15 protein-coding genes are annotated in these 15598 nt (G+C 66.3%); 1 reads left to right on the top strand and 14 read right to left on the bottom strand.

What is annotated here, in order from left to right; genetic code table 11:
* Positions 1 to 28: 28 nt before the first annotated feature.
* The 5 genes from atpE to ACFVVK_RS04805 form a co-directional block, all read right to left on the bottom strand.
* A complete protein-coding gene (gene atpE, locus ACFVVK_RS04825; RefSeq protein ID WP_028276067.1) occupies positions 29 to 247 on the bottom strand; it encodes an ATP synthase F0 subunit C in 219 nt (72 codons plus the stop codon).
* 122 nt (positions 248 to 369) lie between these two features.
* On the bottom strand, positions 370 to 1170 hold the full coding sequence (gene atpB / locus ACFVVK_RS04820; protein ID WP_390264163.1) for a F0F1 ATP synthase subunit A: 801 nt from the start codon (positions 1168 to 1170) through the stop codon (positions 370 to 372).
* A 91-nt stretch (positions 1171 to 1261) separates the two neighbouring features.
* The gene (locus ACFVVK_RS04815) at positions 1262 to 1612 is read right to left on the bottom strand and encodes a hypothetical protein (protein WP_390264160.1); all 351 of its coding nucleotides are present in this window, start codon (positions 1610 to 1612) and stop codon (positions 1262 to 1264) included.
* On the bottom strand, positions 1605 to 2090 hold the full coding sequence (locus tag ACFVVK_RS04810; protein WP_390264158.1) for a hypothetical protein: 486 nt from the start codon (positions 2088 to 2090) through the stop codon (positions 1605 to 1607). Before ACFVVK_RS04810 ends, ACFVVK_RS04815 begins: the two co-directional genes overlap by 8 nt.
* A gap of 117 nt (positions 2091 to 2207) precedes the next feature.
* Positions 2208 to 3332 carry an MraY family glycosyltransferase gene (locus ACFVVK_RS04805; protein ID WP_390264155.1) on the bottom strand — a complete coding sequence of 375 codons (1125 nt, stop codon included), beginning with the start codon at positions 3330 to 3332 and terminating at the stop codon, positions 2208 to 2210.
* 233 nt (positions 3333 to 3565) lie between these two features.
* Between ACFVVK_RS04805 and ACFVVK_RS04800 the strand changes: the two genes are divergently transcribed.
* Positions 3566 to 4462 (top strand): glycosyltransferase, encoded by an 897-nt coding sequence (locus ACFVVK_RS04800; RefSeq protein ID WP_390264153.1) that lies wholly within the window; start codon positions 3566 to 3568, stop codon positions 4460 to 4462.
* A gap of 32 nt (positions 4463 to 4494) precedes the next feature.
* On the opposite strand, the gene ACFVVK_RS04795 is transcribed toward ACFVVK_RS04800, so the two are convergent.
* The 9 genes from ACFVVK_RS04795 to lysA form a co-directional block, all read right to left on the bottom strand.
* On the bottom strand, positions 4495 to 5271 hold the full coding sequence (locus ACFVVK_RS04795) for a WecB/TagA/CpsF family glycosyltransferase (protein WP_390264150.1): 777 nt from the start codon (positions 5269 to 5271) through the stop codon (positions 4495 to 4497).
* The gene (locus ACFVVK_RS04790) at positions 5268 to 6047 is read right to left on the bottom strand and encodes an L-threonylcarbamoyladenylate synthase (protein ID WP_390264147.1); all 780 of its coding nucleotides are present in this window, start codon (positions 6045 to 6047) and stop codon (positions 5268 to 5270) included. Before ACFVVK_RS04790 ends, ACFVVK_RS04795 begins: the two co-directional genes overlap by 4 nt.
* A 56-nt stretch (positions 6048 to 6103) precedes the next feature.
* Positions 6104 to 6967: a peptide chain release factor N(5)-glutamine methyltransferase gene (gene prmC, locus ACFVVK_RS04785; protein ID WP_390264375.1), complete on the bottom strand. Its 864-nt coding sequence runs from the start codon at positions 6965 to 6967 to the stop codon at positions 6104 to 6106.
* 12 nt (positions 6968 to 6979) lie between these two features.
* Positions 6980 to 8053: a peptide chain release factor 1 gene (prfA, locus tag ACFVVK_RS04780; protein ID WP_390264145.1), complete on the bottom strand. Its 1074-nt coding sequence runs from the start codon at positions 8051 to 8053 to the stop codon at positions 6980 to 6982.
* A gap of 249 nt (positions 8054 to 8302) precedes the next feature.
* Positions 8303 to 10411: a transcription termination factor Rho gene (gene rho, locus ACFVVK_RS04775; RefSeq protein WP_390264142.1), complete on the bottom strand. Its 2109-nt coding sequence runs from the start codon at positions 10409 to 10411 to the stop codon at positions 8303 to 8305.
* 320 nt (positions 10412 to 10731) lie between these two features.
* On the bottom strand, positions 10732 to 11718 hold the full coding sequence (gene thrB, locus ACFVVK_RS04770; protein ID WP_390264140.1) for a homoserine kinase: 987 nt from the start codon (positions 11716 to 11718) through the stop codon (positions 10732 to 10734).
* 2 nt (positions 11719 to 11720) lie between these two features.
* Positions 11721 to 12827 carry a threonine synthase gene (thrC, locus tag ACFVVK_RS04765; protein WP_390264137.1) on the bottom strand — a complete coding sequence of 369 codons (1107 nt, stop codon included), beginning with the start codon at positions 12825 to 12827 and terminating at the stop codon, positions 11721 to 11723.
* Complete coding sequence (locus tag ACFVVK_RS04760; RefSeq protein ID WP_390264135.1) at positions 12828 to 14144, bottom strand: homoserine dehydrogenase; 1317 nt, start codon at positions 14142 to 14144, stop codon at positions 12828 to 12830.
* On the bottom strand, positions 14145 to 15593 hold the full coding sequence (gene lysA / locus ACFVVK_RS04755; protein WP_390264132.1) for a diaminopimelate decarboxylase: 1449 nt from the start codon (positions 15591 to 15593) through the stop codon (positions 14145 to 14147).
* Positions 15594 to 15598 lie beyond the last annotated feature (5 nt).

The raw sequence follows: 15598 nt of genomic DNA, 5'->3' as shown, positions 1-15598 counted from the left end.
CTCGGTTCTGGATGTTCGGTTGTTCTGTTTACTTGAGAACGAACGCGAAGACCAGGCCCAGGATGGCGAGGGCTTCAGTCAGCGCAAGGCCGAGGAATGCGATCGGCTGCAGGACGCGCTGGGCTTCCGGCTGACGTGCCACGCCGTTGATGTAGGCGGCGAAAACGAGACCCACACCGATACCACCGCCGATGGCGGAGAGGCCGTAGCCGACGAGGTTGAGGGAGCCGTTGATGGAGCCTTCCATTTTTGTTCCTTTCAAGATGCCACCCATGTGGCAGGTTGTTTGGGTTGCTTCATCCCCGTGAGGGGAAGACTTGTGTTGTGCCTGCGGCGTTGCGCCGGTTGGCGTGTGCCCGACTTTGCCGCCTAGTGGCTGTCGGCGTGGAGCGCACCTTCGATGTAAATCGCGGTCAGCAGCGTGAAGACGTAAGCCTGGAGCACCATGATCAGCGCTTCGAGCATGTACATGGCGATGGCGCCGCCAAGGACGAGTACGGACGCGCCCTTGAGCAGAACGCTTTCCTGCATGACGAGGAATTCAACGCCAGCGCCGGCGATCATCACGATCAGGTGGCCGGCCAGCATGGTGGCGAACAGACGGAGGCTGTGCGTGACCGGACGGACCAGGAAGTTGGAGATGATCTCGATCGGAATGACAATCGGGAGGATGTACCACGGAACACCGGTAGGAACGGTGGCGAGCTTGAAGTAGCGCAGGCCGTTCTTTCGAACGCCGATGCCGATCCAGGTGACGTACACGATCGCGGCGAGCACGTAGGCCCCACCGACGTGCGAGAAGGTCGGGAGCTGGATGACGGGGATAGCACCGTAGATGTTGTTCACCAGGATGAAGAAGAACAGGGTGAACAGCAGCGGGACGTACTTCATGAAGTCCCTGCCGCCGATGATGTCCTTGGCGATGCCATTGCGGACGAAGCCATAAGCTGCCTCGCCTGCGAACTGCAGCTTGCCGGGGACCAGCTTCTGCTTCCGCGCAGCTAGCACAAAGAATGTTGCGATAATGACGACCGACAGGATTACCAGCAGCATCTGCTTGGAGAATCCTTCGGCCGCACCCCAGGGCAGGATAGCCGGCAGGTGAAGTTCTTCAATTCCAGGAGGCGTGAAGGTTCCTGAATCTTGGGCCGGGAGCGCAAGCGCGATCAACGCGTTTCCTCTCTGCAGTGTCCATCATTGGGCGTCGGGCGGGGACCGGCGACATTACTGCCCGCCTCTCCCCCTGTGAAATTATTTGGCATTACTGTTCCTCGTCCTGGGACGGGCCACGTGCAGCATTGCCGTCACCAGCTGAAGTTCCGTTGCTGGTGAGACCGTGCATATGAGAAAGATAGAACCCTCCCGCAGCTCCAAGCAGGGCGCCTGCGAGCACAATCCAGCGGGTTCCCCACAGATTATCCAGTCCCCACCCTATCAAACTCCAGACGACGATTCCGCCAACAATGTAGCTAAAGACGGCGATTCCGGCGTTGTATCCGCCGTCACTGTCGTCGGTCGATACACCAGGGGCCCCGGTGGTGGTTTTGGGTGCTTTGGCTGCCTTCTTAAGTGGCCCGGCAGTCGGCCTTCGGCCCGCATTGCGGCTAAACATCAGTGCCGCCTCTTCCGGTGTCGGGATCGTTGTAAATCTGAAGCCTGGCCTTGCTGAAACCGTAAATTTCGGCTGCCTGCCAAAACACGACGGTCACCACGGCGCCGACCAGGAACCACCGGCCGTGCAGCCACGCCGGAGCCCCGATGGCGAACAGGACCACTGCAAAGCCGACAACCTTGACGAAGTACGTCGCGACGAACAGTCCAATCGCTCCGGAAGGGTTGTTGCGGCCGACGAAGTGGCCTACCGCGAGGCTGATGGCAAAGAACGCCATCACCAGCGCTCCCCCGAAGAGGGAGGACCAGAATCCCACGGCGCCATTGAAGACGAAGGCGGCCAGGCCGGTCAGCACCAGGGCGACGGCGGAAACGGTGGAGCTCATGGCCAGCAGTCTCAGCCACAGCGATTTTGTGGGGCCGGAGACGCCAACGGGGCCTTTGCCGGACGCGGGTCCGGGTTCGGCGTTGGAGGTCATGAGATCCCAATCGTCGCTGGCGTGAGGCTGGTCAAGGTGGGCGGCGAAGTGCCGCCCCTGAATTCTACATCAGATAGAAATTATTCTGAAAATTTCCTGTGAACGCACTGTGCCTGGCTACTCGGACGTCCCGGCGACCTGGCGGGGCCCCCGCTGCCGCAGGTACGGCAAGGCAGTCACCACGGCCAGAACCGCAGCGGCGGCCAGGTCTACGGCGAGGACGATATGCCAGGGGAAGATCGCGAACGCGAGGCCGCCGAAGGCGAGGATGCAAGTCCACAGGTACATCAGCACGACGGCGCCGCGGTGCGAGTACCCGATGTCCAGCAACTTGTGGTGCAGGTGTCCGCGGTCCGCCGACCACGGCGAACGGCCCAGCGCGGTCCGCCGCACCACCGCCAGGCACAGGTCCAGGAGCGGCAGGAACAGCACGGCGAACGGCAGGAGGATCGGGATCACGGTGGGGATGCCGTTGGCCCGGTCGTACAGTCCGGAACTGATCTGGCCGGTGGAGACGACGCCGGCCGATGCCATGATCAGGCCGATCAGCATCGCCCCCGAATCGCCCATGAAGATCTTGGAGGGAAACCAGTTGTGCGGCAGGAAGCCGACGCAGCTGCCGACCACGACGGCGGTCAGGAGGGTGGCCAGGTCCGAGCGGTCCAGCAGAACGGCGGTCCGGTGGACCCAGTAGGCCGTGAGGAAGAACGCCGCTCCCCCGATGATGGCCACGCCCGCGGCGAGGCCGTCCAGCCCGTCGATGAAGTTGAACGCGTTCATGGTGGTCACGATCAGCCCGGCGGTCAGCGCGATGCTGACGGCCTCGTTCTGGATCACGAACGGTTCGGGGACGAACGGCATGACCGTCATCCGGACTCCCCACATGGCCACGACCAGTGCCGCGGCGCTTTGGCCGATCAGCTTGATCCACCAGCGCAGATCCACCAGGTCGTCCGCGACGCCGATCAACACGATCAGGGCGGCACCGGCGAGGATGCCCCAGGGTGCGGTGTTGTTGCGGAAGATGTCCTTGACGAAGAACGAGTTGCTCGCCATGACCAGTGCCACCAGGACGCCTGCGAAGATGCCAAGGCCGCCGAGCCGGGAGATCGGGGTGGAATGCATGTCGCGGCTGCGGATCGGGGAATACAGCTCCAGCTTGTTGCCGGCAAGCCGGGCACCCCAGGTGGCCGTGTAGCTCACGATCGCTGCGGTCAGCATCATGAGCAGGTACATGATCACGGAAAGACCACCGGCCCGATGCCGAGGGGTGGATTCAATTGCCGTGGAACTGTCTTTCGAAAAATGAAACTTCTCCGTCGCCGTGCGCAGGGCAGGCAGTGCGTAGTGCCTGACAGGGCTGTATTACAGTGGACTCTAGTCAAGATACTAATGCCAACGGCCACCTGTCTTCGCGTCACACGGCCCTCCGCCGGCGGGAAAACCACTGACGGTCGTGCTGAAAGGACCCCGCGATGACCCCCTCGGTTGCAGTCGCTGCCGTGACGTTTGACCGTCCCAGGGAGCTGGCTGTCCTGCTGGACGCCATCAACAACCAGAGCGCCGCGGTCCGCTCCATTTGCCTCGTCGACAGCGGCACCGCGCCGTCGAAGGAAGTCGCCAACCGGCACGCCAATGTGGACTATGTCCGGTCCGAGGCAAACCTCGGCGGTGCCGGCGGATTTTCGCTGGCCATCCTCAAGGCAGTCGCCAGCGGCGCGGACTGGATCTGGATGATGGATGACGACGCCGAGCCGGCCGATCCCGAATGCCTCGCCACGTTGCTCCGCGAGGCACAGAACCGCGGACTCGACGCCGTCGTGCCGCTCGTGGTCGCGCCCGGCCACCCGGACCAGCTGTCCTTTTTCTTCCGGCTGGACGGCAAAGTCACCCACGAGCGCGCGGAGGTGGAAAAGGTCGGCTTCCTGCCCAACGACGGACACTTCTTCAACGGCGCCCTGATCCGGTCCGACGTCTTCTTCAAGGTCGGACTGCCGGACATGCGCCTGTTCATCCGCGGCGACGAGGTCGACTTCACCCTCCGGCTCCGAAAGGCCGGGATCCGCTTCGGCACAGTCACCACCGCAGCCATCAGCCACCCACACGCCTTCGCCGAAACCAAGCACGTCTTCGGCGCGCGGTGGCACGTGATTGTTCCGGACTCCGCCTTCAAGCGCTACTTCTACTACCGGAACCGGGGCTACATGATCCGCCGCCATTTCCGGGTCAAGTCCTTCGTCGCGGACGTGGGCGGCTACCTCGGCTACTTCCTGCGCAGCGGCGACTTCCGCGGGCTCGCTCACTGGTTCTCCGCCTTTTCCGCCGGGCTTCGCGGCAAGGGCTTCGGTCCGCTGGAGGACCAGAAGTTCTGACCGTTCCCGCCGCAGGCGAATAGGTTGCAGTCCTAGGCCTGCCGCCGGAGGACCGGCAGCCGCCGGCGCAGCAGCAGGCCCAGCAGCACCCAAGGCTCGCCGAAGACCCGGTAGGCCACCCGTTGGGGGTGGAGCATGAGCCGCCAGGCCCACTCGAGACCGAGTCGACCGATCCAGCGCGGCGCCAGCTTCTGGACACCGGCAATTTGTTCGATGGCCCCACCGACGGTGCAGTAGACAGCCGGCGGGAGCGCGGCCAGCCGGCGTGACAGGACCTGTTCCTGCAGCGGCATGCCGAGGCCAAGGAGCACCAGCTGCGGGCGCAGCCGGGAAAGCCATTCGACGGCGGTTTCCTCAACGTCGCTGTTCCAGCCTTCACCCGGCATGCCGTCCACCCGCGCCCCGGGGACGATCTGCTGCAGCTTCGCCACGGCGCCCGCGTTGGCCACCGAGCCGGCCCCGATGACGGCAATCCTTTCGAGGCCCTGGATATTGCCCAGGGCGGGAATCCAGTCGGTCGAACCCAGGCGGTAATCCATCACAGGGGCCCTTCCGTCGTCCTCTTCGCCCGTCTTGGCCCAGAGCCAGAGCACCGGGGCGCCGTCGATCAGCACCACGTCGGCGTTTGCGTAAAAAGACCGGAAGGCGGGTTCGGAGTGCAGCAGCGTGACGCTGTGCAGATTGTGCCCCACCACGAACCGCGTCCCGCCCTCGGCCACAAACTTATTCAGGACGGCGGTCAGTTGGGAGACCGTGAGCGGAGTGGCTTCGACGTCGAGAAACGGGACAGACTGTCGCTCGAGCGTCATGCGGAGCCGGACCCTGCGCCCGGCGCCGCGCGTGGTTCGGGCTCAACGGGTTCGGGCTCAACAGGCTCCGGCGCATCCAAGGCCGGCTCGACCGGCTCAGGCGCGGCCGGGGCGTTGCCGTCGATGTCCACCAGACCGGGGACCACGGCCCGCAAACGCTCGAGGCTGATGGCCCCCTGGCGGACCACGCGCAAGGGCAGGGCGGTCGCGTCGATGATGGTCGAGGCGAGGGCCTCGGCACCGCCGGCGGGCCGGGGACCGTCCTCAAGGTAGACCTCCACTGAGTCCGCGAGCTGCGCCTCCGCCTCGGCAGCAGTCTGCGCCGCCGCGTGCCCGGTGCGGTTCGCGGAGGAGACGGCCAGCGGCCCGGTAAGGGTCAGCAGTTCCTGGGCAACGTCGTCGGCAGGGATCCGCAGGGCCACTGTCCCCTTCGTCTCGCCGAGATCCCAGTCAAGGGAGGGCTGGGCATGCAGGATCAGGGTCAGGCCGCCGGGCCAGAAAGCCTCGGCCAGCCGGCGCGCCTCGGCCGGAACGTCCGTGGCAAGTCCATCAAGTGCGTTCAGCCTGGGGATCAGCACGGGGGGCGGCATCTTCCGGCTCCGGCCTTTGGACGCGAGCAGCAGGGTCACGGCCAGGGGCGAAAAGGCGTCGGCGGCAATGCCGTAGACCGTGTCCGTGGGGAAAACCACGCACTTGTTCTCACGGATGGCCCGTTGGGCGTGTTCGAGTCCTGCGGCGCGCTGCTCAGCTGCCGTGCAATCGTAGCTAGTCGTCACTGCCTTATTCTTTCATTACTTGTCGCACGCTTTTGACGAGGTTACGACGGGCGGGGTCAGACTGACGGTGCCAGCACAGCGCTGGTGGCCCGGTCCTTGCCGTTGAGGTCCAGGTGCGTCCTCACCTCGGACCACAGCCCGGTACGGTCGAGCATCGCGGCGATCCACTGGGACTGCACTTCCGCGTGCTCCATCACGAAGTAGCCGCCGGGTACCAGCAGCCGGGCGGCCGAGGCGGCCGCCGCCGTCGGAAGTTCCATGCCGTCCGCTCCCCCGCCGTAGAGCGCAACGGGAGGATCGTGCAGCGCCACTTCTGGTTCGTTCGGAATCGCTTCGGCCGGAATGTAGGGCGGGTTCGAGACGACGACGTCGAACGTGCCGTCGTGTTCGGGCAGCGCGTCGCGCAGGTCGCCGCGGACGAGGTGGACGCCCAGGGGCAGGAGGTTTTTTGCCGCCCACGCGTGCGCGAACTCGCTGTACTCCACCGCGTAGACCTCGGCTCCGGGGACCTCGTGCGCGATCGATCCCGCGATTGCGCCGGACCCGGTGCCCAGGTCCACCACTTTGGGATGCGGCATGCCCTGGAGGCGGTCAATGACCAGCTGGACCACGGATTCAGTTTCCGGGCGCGGGATGAACACGCCCGGGCCGACCGAGAGTTCGAGGTAGCGGAAATGCGCCACACCCGTGATGTGCTGCAGCGGAATCCGCTGCGCCCGTTCGGCGACGAGGTCCGCATAGCCCTCCGGCGCCGGGGAATCGCCGAGCATCAGCGCGCGCAGCCGGCCGAGGCCGACGCCGAGCAGGTGCTCGGCCAGGAGCTCGGCGTCGACGCGCGGGCTGGGCACACCGGCCGCGGCCAGGACCGCCGTCGCCTCGCGGACGGCCTCCGCGAGGCTCGGGCGGTCGCCTGCTGTCATCACAGCCCGGACCTATTCGCCGATGGCGTCGAGCCGGGACTGCTCGTCCAGTTCGATGGCCGACTGGATCACCGGTTCCAGGTCGCCGTTCATGACCTGGTCCAGGTTGTACGCCTTGTAACCGGTGCGGTGGTCCGCGACCCGGTTTTCGGGGTAGTTGTAGGTACGGATGCGCTCGGAGCGGTCCATGGTGCGGATCTGCGATTTGCGCTGGGCGGAGTTCTCGGCGTCGATCAGCTCCTGCTGGTGCGCCAGGATGCGGGCACGCAGCACGCGCATGCCGGCTTCACGGTTCTGCAGCTGCGACTTTTCGTTCTGCATGGCCACGACGATGCCGGTGGGAAGGTGGGTGATGCGCACGGCCGAGTCGGTGGTGTTGACCGACTGCCCGCCGGGTCCGGAGGACCGGTAGACATCGATCTTGAGATCGTTTTGGTTGATCTCGAGTTCCTCGGGCTCGTCCACTTCGGGGAGCACGAGTACGCCGGCTGCCGAGGTGTGGATGCGGCCCTGGGATTCGGTGACGGGGACGCGCTGCACGCGGTGGACGCCGCCTTCGAACTTGAGCCGCGCGTACACGCCCTCGGCGGGGTCGTTCGAGCTGCCCTTGACGGCCATCTGGACGTCCTTGTACCCGCCGAGGTCCGATTCGGTGGCCGAGATGATCTCGGTCTTCCAGCCACGGGATTCGGCGTAACGGCTGTACATCCGCAGCAGGTCCGCGGCGAACAGCGCGGCCTCGTCGCCGCCTTCGCCGCCCTTGACTTCGAGGATCACGTTGCGGGCGTCGTCCGGGTCCCGCGGAATCAGCAGCCGGCGCAGCCTGGCCGCAGACGTCTCCAGAGCTTCCTCCAGCTCAGGCACCTCAGCAGCAAAGTCAGGGTCCTCGTCCGCCATTTCCTTGGCAGCCGCGAGGTCATCTCGAATGCCTTCCCAGCGATGGTAGGCCTCGACGATGCCGTTCAGCTGGGCCGAACGCCGCCCCAGTTTCCGGGCCAGCCGCTGGTCAGCATAGACAGCAGGATCCCCCAGCTGCGCCTGGATGGAATCATGCTCATCCAACAGGCCCTGTACGGACTCAAACATTTCTTAAACCTTTCAACGCCGTGTGTATAAGTTTAGTGATGCCCACAGCGGCAGGTGACGGGGGGCGACCGCCGTCGGATATTTTTGCCGGCCAGGGAGTGGCATCGGGCCTGCCGGAGCGTTGCTGCTGACGTACTGCGTACGTCAGCAGCAACGCGGAGGGGCGGTGCCGGCAAAAATATCCGGCGGCCCCCAACGACAAAGGGGTGGGGCCCGCGAATCTACGCGACGGCCCCACCCCTAACTCAGCTACTTGTCGTTATCGGACTTCGCACCAAGCGTCGTCTTCTGAACCTGCATGAGGAACTCGACGTTGCTCTGGGTCTCCCGGATCTTGTTGGTCAGCAGCTCAAGGCTCTGCTGCGTTTCGAGTCCGGAGAGGACGCGGCGCAACTTCCACATGATCTTGACTTCCTCGGCGGAGAGCAGATTCTCTTCGCGGCGGGTGCCCGATGCGTTGACGTCCACGGCCGGGAAGATGCGCTTGTCAGCCAGCTGGCGGGACAGGCGGAGCTCCATGTTGCCGGTGCCCTTGAACTCTTCGAAGATGACCTCGTCCATCTTGGAGCCGGTCTCGACGAGCGCGGTGGCCAGGATGGTCAGCGAGCCGCCGTTTTCGATGTTGCGGGCTGCACCGAAGAAGCGCTTCGGCGGGTACAGTGCCGCGGAGTCCACACCACCGGACAGGATGCGGCCGGAGGCCGGTGCTGCCAGGTTGTAGGCGCGGCCCAAGCGGGTCATGGAGTCCAGGAGCACCACGACGTCCATGCCCATTTCCACGAGGCGCTTGGCGCGTTCAATGGAGAGCTCGGCCACGGTGGTGTGGTCGTCGGCGGGACGGTCGAAGGTGGAGGCAATGACCTCGCCCTTGACGGTGCGCTGCATGTCCGTGACTTCTTCGGGACGTTCGTCAACGAGCACCATCATGAGGTGGACCTCAGGATTGTTGGTGGTGATGGCGTTGGCGATGGACTGCAGGATGAGAGTCTTGCCGGCCTTCGGCGGCGAAACGATCAGCCCGCGCTGGCCCTTGCCGATCGGGGCCACGAGGTCGATGACGCGGGGGCCGATCTTCTTCGGGTCCGTCTCGAGGCGCAGGCGCTCGGAGGGGTACAGCGGAACGAGCTTCGCGAATTCGACGCGGTCCTTAAGTTCCTCGGGGGTCTTGCCGTTGACCGAGGTGGTGCGGACCAGGGCGTTGAACTTCTGGCGGGCGGACTGCTGGCTGCGGTCCTCGCCTTCGCGCGGGGCGCGGATGGCGCCGACGACGGCGTCGCCCTTGCGCAGGTTGTACTTCTTGACCTGGGCGAGCGAGACGTAAACGTCGTTCGGGCCCGGCAGGTAGCCCGACGTGCGGATGAACGCGTAGTTCTCCAGCACGTCGAGGATGCCGGCGACCGGCAGGAGGACATCGTCCTCGGTGACCTCGACGTCGTCGACGTCCGGCCCCTGCGCGCGGCCGCGGCGGCGGTCGTTCCGGTCGCGGAAGCGGTCGTTGCGCGAGGAGTTGTCGCGGCTGTCCTGCTGGCCCTGGCGGTCGTTGCGGTCACGGCGGTTGCGGCGGTTCCGGCGGCTTCCGCCATCAGAATCATCGGAGTCACGGACGTTGTCGCGGTTGCCCGCAGTCTCGTCGCGGCCGCCGCGGTTCCGGGAGTCGCGGCGCTGGCCGTCTTCGCTGCCCTGCTCGCGCTGTTCCCGCTGCTCGCCCTGGCGCTGTTCGCGCTGTTCACCCTGGCGCTGTTCGCGCTGTTCGGTGCGCTGCTCGGCCGCGGGCTGTTCGGTCTGGACCTCGCCGGCGTTTTGGCCGGCGGCGTCGGCAGCCTGGGCTGCCGCTTCACCGCGGCGGCGGTTGCGGGTGCGCGGCTGCCGTGTCCGGTCGCCGCCTTCCGTCGTGGAAGCCGCAGATCCGGCTTCGGCGGCGGCTTCGGTGGAAACCGCGGGGGCATCTGCCGGGGCCGGGGCGGGTGCCTCGGTGGCGGCCGGTGCGACAACCCCGTCGCTGCCTGCACGGCGGCTGCGGCCGCGGCGCGCGCGGGTGCCTTCCTGCGCCGGGGCCTCCTCGGCGGCGGGTTCCGCAGCCGGTGCCTTTGCGCGGGAAACCGTGCCGTTGTCGGTCGCCTTTTCGGCAACGCGGGCCGGCGCCTGATTCACCGGAGTGCCGGCACGGTGGGCCGAAATGGCCGTGACCAGATCGCCCTTACGCATGCGGGAACCGCCGGAGATCCCAAGCTGGCTGGCGAGGGCCTGGAGCTGGGCGAGCTTGAGGCCTGCAAGGCCGCTGCTCTTGGCAGGTGCGGCCGTTGATCCGGCAGCAGAAGATGTATCCACAGCCGGAGACAGCTCAGTGGTTTCGGTCACGAAGGATCCTTCCCCCTCGACGGCGTCCAGGCTAAGAGCTGGACGCGGTGATTTGATCTGGGCTGCAGTTCAGATCTGCAGCCGGATTTCGGCCTTGCCGGATGGAATTTCGGCCAGCAGGGCCGGATACTGCTTCACCATGCACGATCCGAGAAAAGAGGAACGGCGGTCTGACGGTTCAGGGGCAGAGAAAATCTGCTGATTCCTGCGTCAGACCGAAAGCAGGTGGCACCGGAAAATATAGCGCAGTGAAAGATGAGAGAGGCTACGGGGCCAACATCGCGGTCTTTGGAACGGTTACTGATTTACCGCCTGCGTATTTACCGCCGGTGCACTTCTACTTTAGCACCTTCAACGTCCACGGCCAGCTTCATCACTCGCCAGCCAACTTCCGGCGTGTTGCCGGCCGTGTGGGCGCCGATGAAGTCGACAACCTGACGGGCTTCAGTTTCGCCGTTGGCCAGCACCAGCACGGTGGGTCCGGCCCCGGACACGACGGCGGCGTGCCCTGCCGCGCGCAGCGCGGCGATCAGCTCGGCGCTTGGCCGCATGGCCTGGGCGCGGTAGCTCTGGTGCAGGTAGTCCTCGGTGCCCGGCAGCAGGAACTCAGGGTTGGCGGTCAGCGCGTGGATCAGCAGGGCGGCACGCCCGGAGTTCATGGCAGCGGCGTGGTGGCCCACCGACGGCGGCAAAAGGGCCCGGGCGGCCTCGGTGGAGAGCTCGTAGTCCGGCACGGCGACGACGGGAATCACCGATGCGGCCACTGTTGCGCACGTGCTGCTGTACTGGTCACTGTCCTGCCATGACAGCGCCAGTCCGCCGAAAATGGCCGGTGCGACGTTGTCCGGGTGGCCTTCCATTTCGCTTGTCAGCTGCAGAATCCAGTCCCGGCCGCGTCGGGACTGCTCCGGAACCAGGGCATTCGCTGCGGTGACGGCCGCCACCACGGCCGACGCCGAGGAACCCAGGCCGCGGCCGTGCGGGTTGACGTTGTCCGCGGTGATCCGGAGGCCTTCGTGCCGGAAGCCGAGGCGGTGCAGCGCCTCGGTGAGGGCCTTGACCACTAGGTGCGTCGCGTCGCGGGGCAGCGACTCGGCGCCCTCTCCGCTGAGCTCGAATTCAAGTTCGCCGCTGGCAAGGGTCTCCACGGTGAGCGTGTCGTGCAGCGTGAGCGCCAGACCGAGGCTGTCGTACCCGGGGCCGAGGTTGGCGCTGGTGGCCGGCACCCGGACGGTGACCAGCTGGCCGGCCGGTACGGCCGGGGAGCCGGCAGCTGATTCGGCCGGGACGGTGAGGGTTGTTTCCAACGTTATTTTTCTTCCAGTCCCAGTGCCGCTGCGACGGTGACGACGTCGTTGGAGACCTTGACCGGCTGCACATCGCTGCCGTCCTCGGTGCGCAGGGCCCACTGCGGGTCCTTGAGGCCGTGGCCGGTTACGGTGATGACGATCGTCTTGCCGGCCGGCACTTGCCCGGCCGCGTGCTTCTTGATCAGACCGGCGACGCCGGCAGCGGAGCCGGGCTCCACGAAGACGCCTTCCTTGGCGGAGAGCCAGCGGTGCGCGGACAGGATTTCCTCATCTGTAACCGCCTCGATCACGCCGCCGGATTCATCCCGCGCCGCGACGGCGGTGTCCCACGAGGCCGGATTGCCGATCCGGATGGCGGTGGCGATCGTGTCGGGCTCGGTGATCGGGTGGCCGGCCACGAACGGCGCGGCCCCTGCGGCCTGGAAGCCCCACATGACCGGCGTCTTGGTCGCGACGGCTGGCAAGGTCCCGGCGGTGGGCGAGGCGAACGCCGCGGCGTACTCCTTGTAGCCCTTCCAGTACGCGCTGATGTTGCCGGCGTTGCCCACGGGAAGCACATGGAAGTCGGGGGCGTCACCGAGTGAGTCCACCACTTCAAAGGCGCCGGTCTTCTGGCCCTCAATCCGGGCCGGGTTGACGGAGTTGACCAGGAACACCGGGTAGGATTCGCCGAGCTTGCGGGCGATGTCCAGACAGTCATCGAAGTTGCCGTCCACCTGCAGCAGCGTGGCGCCGTGCGCGATTGCCTGGCTGAGCTTGCCCATGGAGATCTTGCCCTCGGGGACCAGCACCGCGCACTGCAGCCCGGCCGCCGTCGCGTAGGCCGCGGCGGAGGCCGAGGTGTTGCCGGTGGAGGCGCAGACCACGGCCTTGGCGCCGGCGGCCACCGCCGCCGTCATGGCCATGGTCATGCCGCGGTCCTTGAACGAACCGGTCGGGTTCATGCCCTCGACCTTGAGGTAGACGGTGCTGCCGGTCAGTTCCGAGAGCTGGCGGGCGTGCACGAGCGGGGTGCCGCCCTCGCCCAAGGTAATGACCTTAGTGGCTTCCGTGACAGGAAGACGATCAGCGTATTCGCGGATGACACCGCGCCATTGGTGAGCCACTTAGACCCCTTCTACCCGCAGAACGGATGTGACGGAATTGATGACGTCCAGGCCCTTGACGGCCTCGACGGTTGCTGCAAGTGCGGCTTCGCGTGCACGGTGTGTCACGATCCGTAGTTCGGCTGACTCCACGTTGGAGTCGGCGTCGCGGTGGATGGTCTGCCGCATGATTTCGATGGACACGTTGTGCTCGGCAAAGAGGTGGGCGATCTTGGCCAGGACCCCGGGCTGGTCCGCTACGTCCAGCCCGATGTAGTAGCTCGTGACGGAGGCGTCGATGGGCAGCGCGGGCACGTACCCGGTGGTGGTTTCGGTCCGGCCGGGGCCGCCCAGGACGACGCGACGGGCTGCGGAGACGAGGTCGCCCAGCACGGCAGAGGCCGTCGGCGTGCCGCCGGCGCCCTGGCCGTAGAACATGAGCTCGCCGGCGTTCTCGGCTTCGATGAAGACGGCGTTGAACGCACCGCGGACGGCCGCAAGCGGGTGCTCGCGGGGCAGCAGCGTGGGATGCACACGGACCGAGACGCCGGTCTTGCCGTCTTCGGTCTCCAGTTTCTCGGCGATCGCGAGCAGCTTGATGACGAAGCCGGCCTCCTTGGCGGCAGCGATGTCCGCCGCGGTGACGGCCGTGATGCCCTCGCAGGAGACATCTTCCAGGGCGAACCGGGTGTGGAAGGACAGGGAGGCAAGGATCGCGGCCTTGGCGGCGGCGTCGTGGCCCTCGATGTCGGCGGTGGGGTCGGCTTCCGCGTAGCCCAGGCGCTGGGCCTCTGCCAGGGCATCGGCGAACTGTGCGCCCGTGGAGTCCATCTGGTCGAGGATGAAGTTGGTGGTGCCGTTGACTATGCCGAGGACGCGGGTGATCCGGTCACCGGACAGGCTGTCGCGGATCGGCCGCAGGATGGGGATGGCACCGGCGACGGCAGCCTCGTAGGAGAGCTGCACCCCGGCCTTGTCCGCTTCCTCGTAAAGCGTGGGGCCGTCCTGCGCCAGGAGCGCCTTGTTGCCGCTGACAACACAGGCCCCGTTGCGCATGGCCGTCAGGATCAGGGTCCGGGCCGGCTCTATCCCGCCCATGAGCTCGATCACGAGGTCGGCGTCCTTGGCGAGCGTTTCGGCGTCGGTAGTGAACAGCTCCTGCGGCAGTTCGACTTCGCGCTCGGCGTCCACGTTGCGGACCGCGATGCCGCTCAGTTCAAGGCGGGCGCCGGTGCGCGCGGCGAGTGCGTCGGCGTCGTCAATGAGAATCCGCGCAACCTGGGCCCCGACGTTGCCACAGCCCAGCAGGGCCACTTTCAGGGTTCGCAATTCGGTCATTCAGACTCCCATGTCGCGGTTGAGCAAATCTTCTTCGGTTTCCCCGCGGACAATGAGTCGGGCAGATCCGTCGCTGACAGCGACAACGCCCGGCCGGGCCAGATAGTTGTAGTTGCTTGACAGGGCCCAGCAGTAGGCGCCGGTCCCCGGTACAGCAAGCAGATCACCGGCTGCCACGTCCTCGGGCAGATATACATCTCTAACAACTATGTCGCCGCTCTCGCAATGTTTGCCCACTACGCGGGACAGCTGCGGCGCCGCGTCGGAGCTCCGCGAGGCGAGAATGGCCGAATAATCCGCGTCGTACAGCACCGGACGGGGGTTGTCGCTCATCCCGCCGTCCACCGACACATACCGGCGGGGGTACGTAACGTCGCCGCTGCCCTCGGCGGCGGGAGCATCCACCCGGACGGTCTTGATGGTGCCGACCTCGTACAGCGTAAACGTGGTGCTTCCGACGATTGCGCGGCCCGGCTCGATCGAGATCCGCGGTGCGGTGATGCCGAGCGCGGCGCACTTGGAGCGCACGACGGCGGCCATCGCCTGCGCGATTTCGGCGGCAGGGCGGGGCGTGTCGACGGGAGTATAGGCGATGCCGTAGCCGCCCCCGAGGTCCAGTTCAGGCAGCACGATGGAGTACTTGGACTGCATCGCAGCTAGGAAATCCAGCAGCTTCTCGGCAGCGAGGGCGAAGCCGTCCGGTTCGAAGATCTGCGAGCCGATGTGGCAGTGCAGGCCCAGCAGCTCGATGCTCTCGTGCCGGGTTGCCGCGGCCACGGCTTCCTCTGCGGCGGACAGACCGGCCTGGTCGGTGGTATCCCCGGCCATGGAGAGGCCAAACTTCTGGTCCTCGTGCGCGGTGGCGATGAACTCGTGGGTGTGGGCGTGAACTCCGGGGGTCAGCCGGAGCATAACCCTGGCGGTGTCGCCCCGGTTGGCTGCAATCGTCGCGACACGTTCGAGTTCGTCCAGGCTGTCCACCACGATCCGGCCCAACTGCATGTCGAGGGCCCGGTGGATTTCGCCGTCGGACTTGTTGTTGCCGTGCAGGGCGACGTCGGCGCCGGGGATGCCGGCGCGGGCGGCAACGGCAAGTTCACCGCCAGAGGCCGTGTCCAGGCGCAACCCCTCCTCCTCCACCCAGCGGACCACCGAGGTGCACAGGAAGGACTTGCCAGCGTAGTAGACGTCCACTCCCCCGCAGATGTCCGCGAAGGCGTCGTTGAACGCGTCGCTGAACGCCCGGGCCCGGGCCCGGAAGTCGGACTCGGACAGCACGAACAGCGGCGTGCCGTACTGCCGCTGCAACTCGCTGACCGCCAACCCGTCGATGGTCAGTTCGCCGTCGCCGTTCCGTGCGACACCGGCCGCCCACAGCGGTTCGTGGAGGGCGTTCAGGTCGGCCGGGACCTCGAGCCAGGCGGGCGCGAGCGGGGAATTTGAAGTCATGGCGG

This window comes from Arthrobacter sp. NPDC058192, assembly GCF_042883665.1.
Lineage (GTDB): Bacteria > Actinomycetota > Actinomycetes > Actinomycetales > Micrococcaceae > Arthrobacter.
Note: the sequence above shows the minus strand (reverse complement) of the source record. Positions and strands in the feature narration are given on the sequence as shown.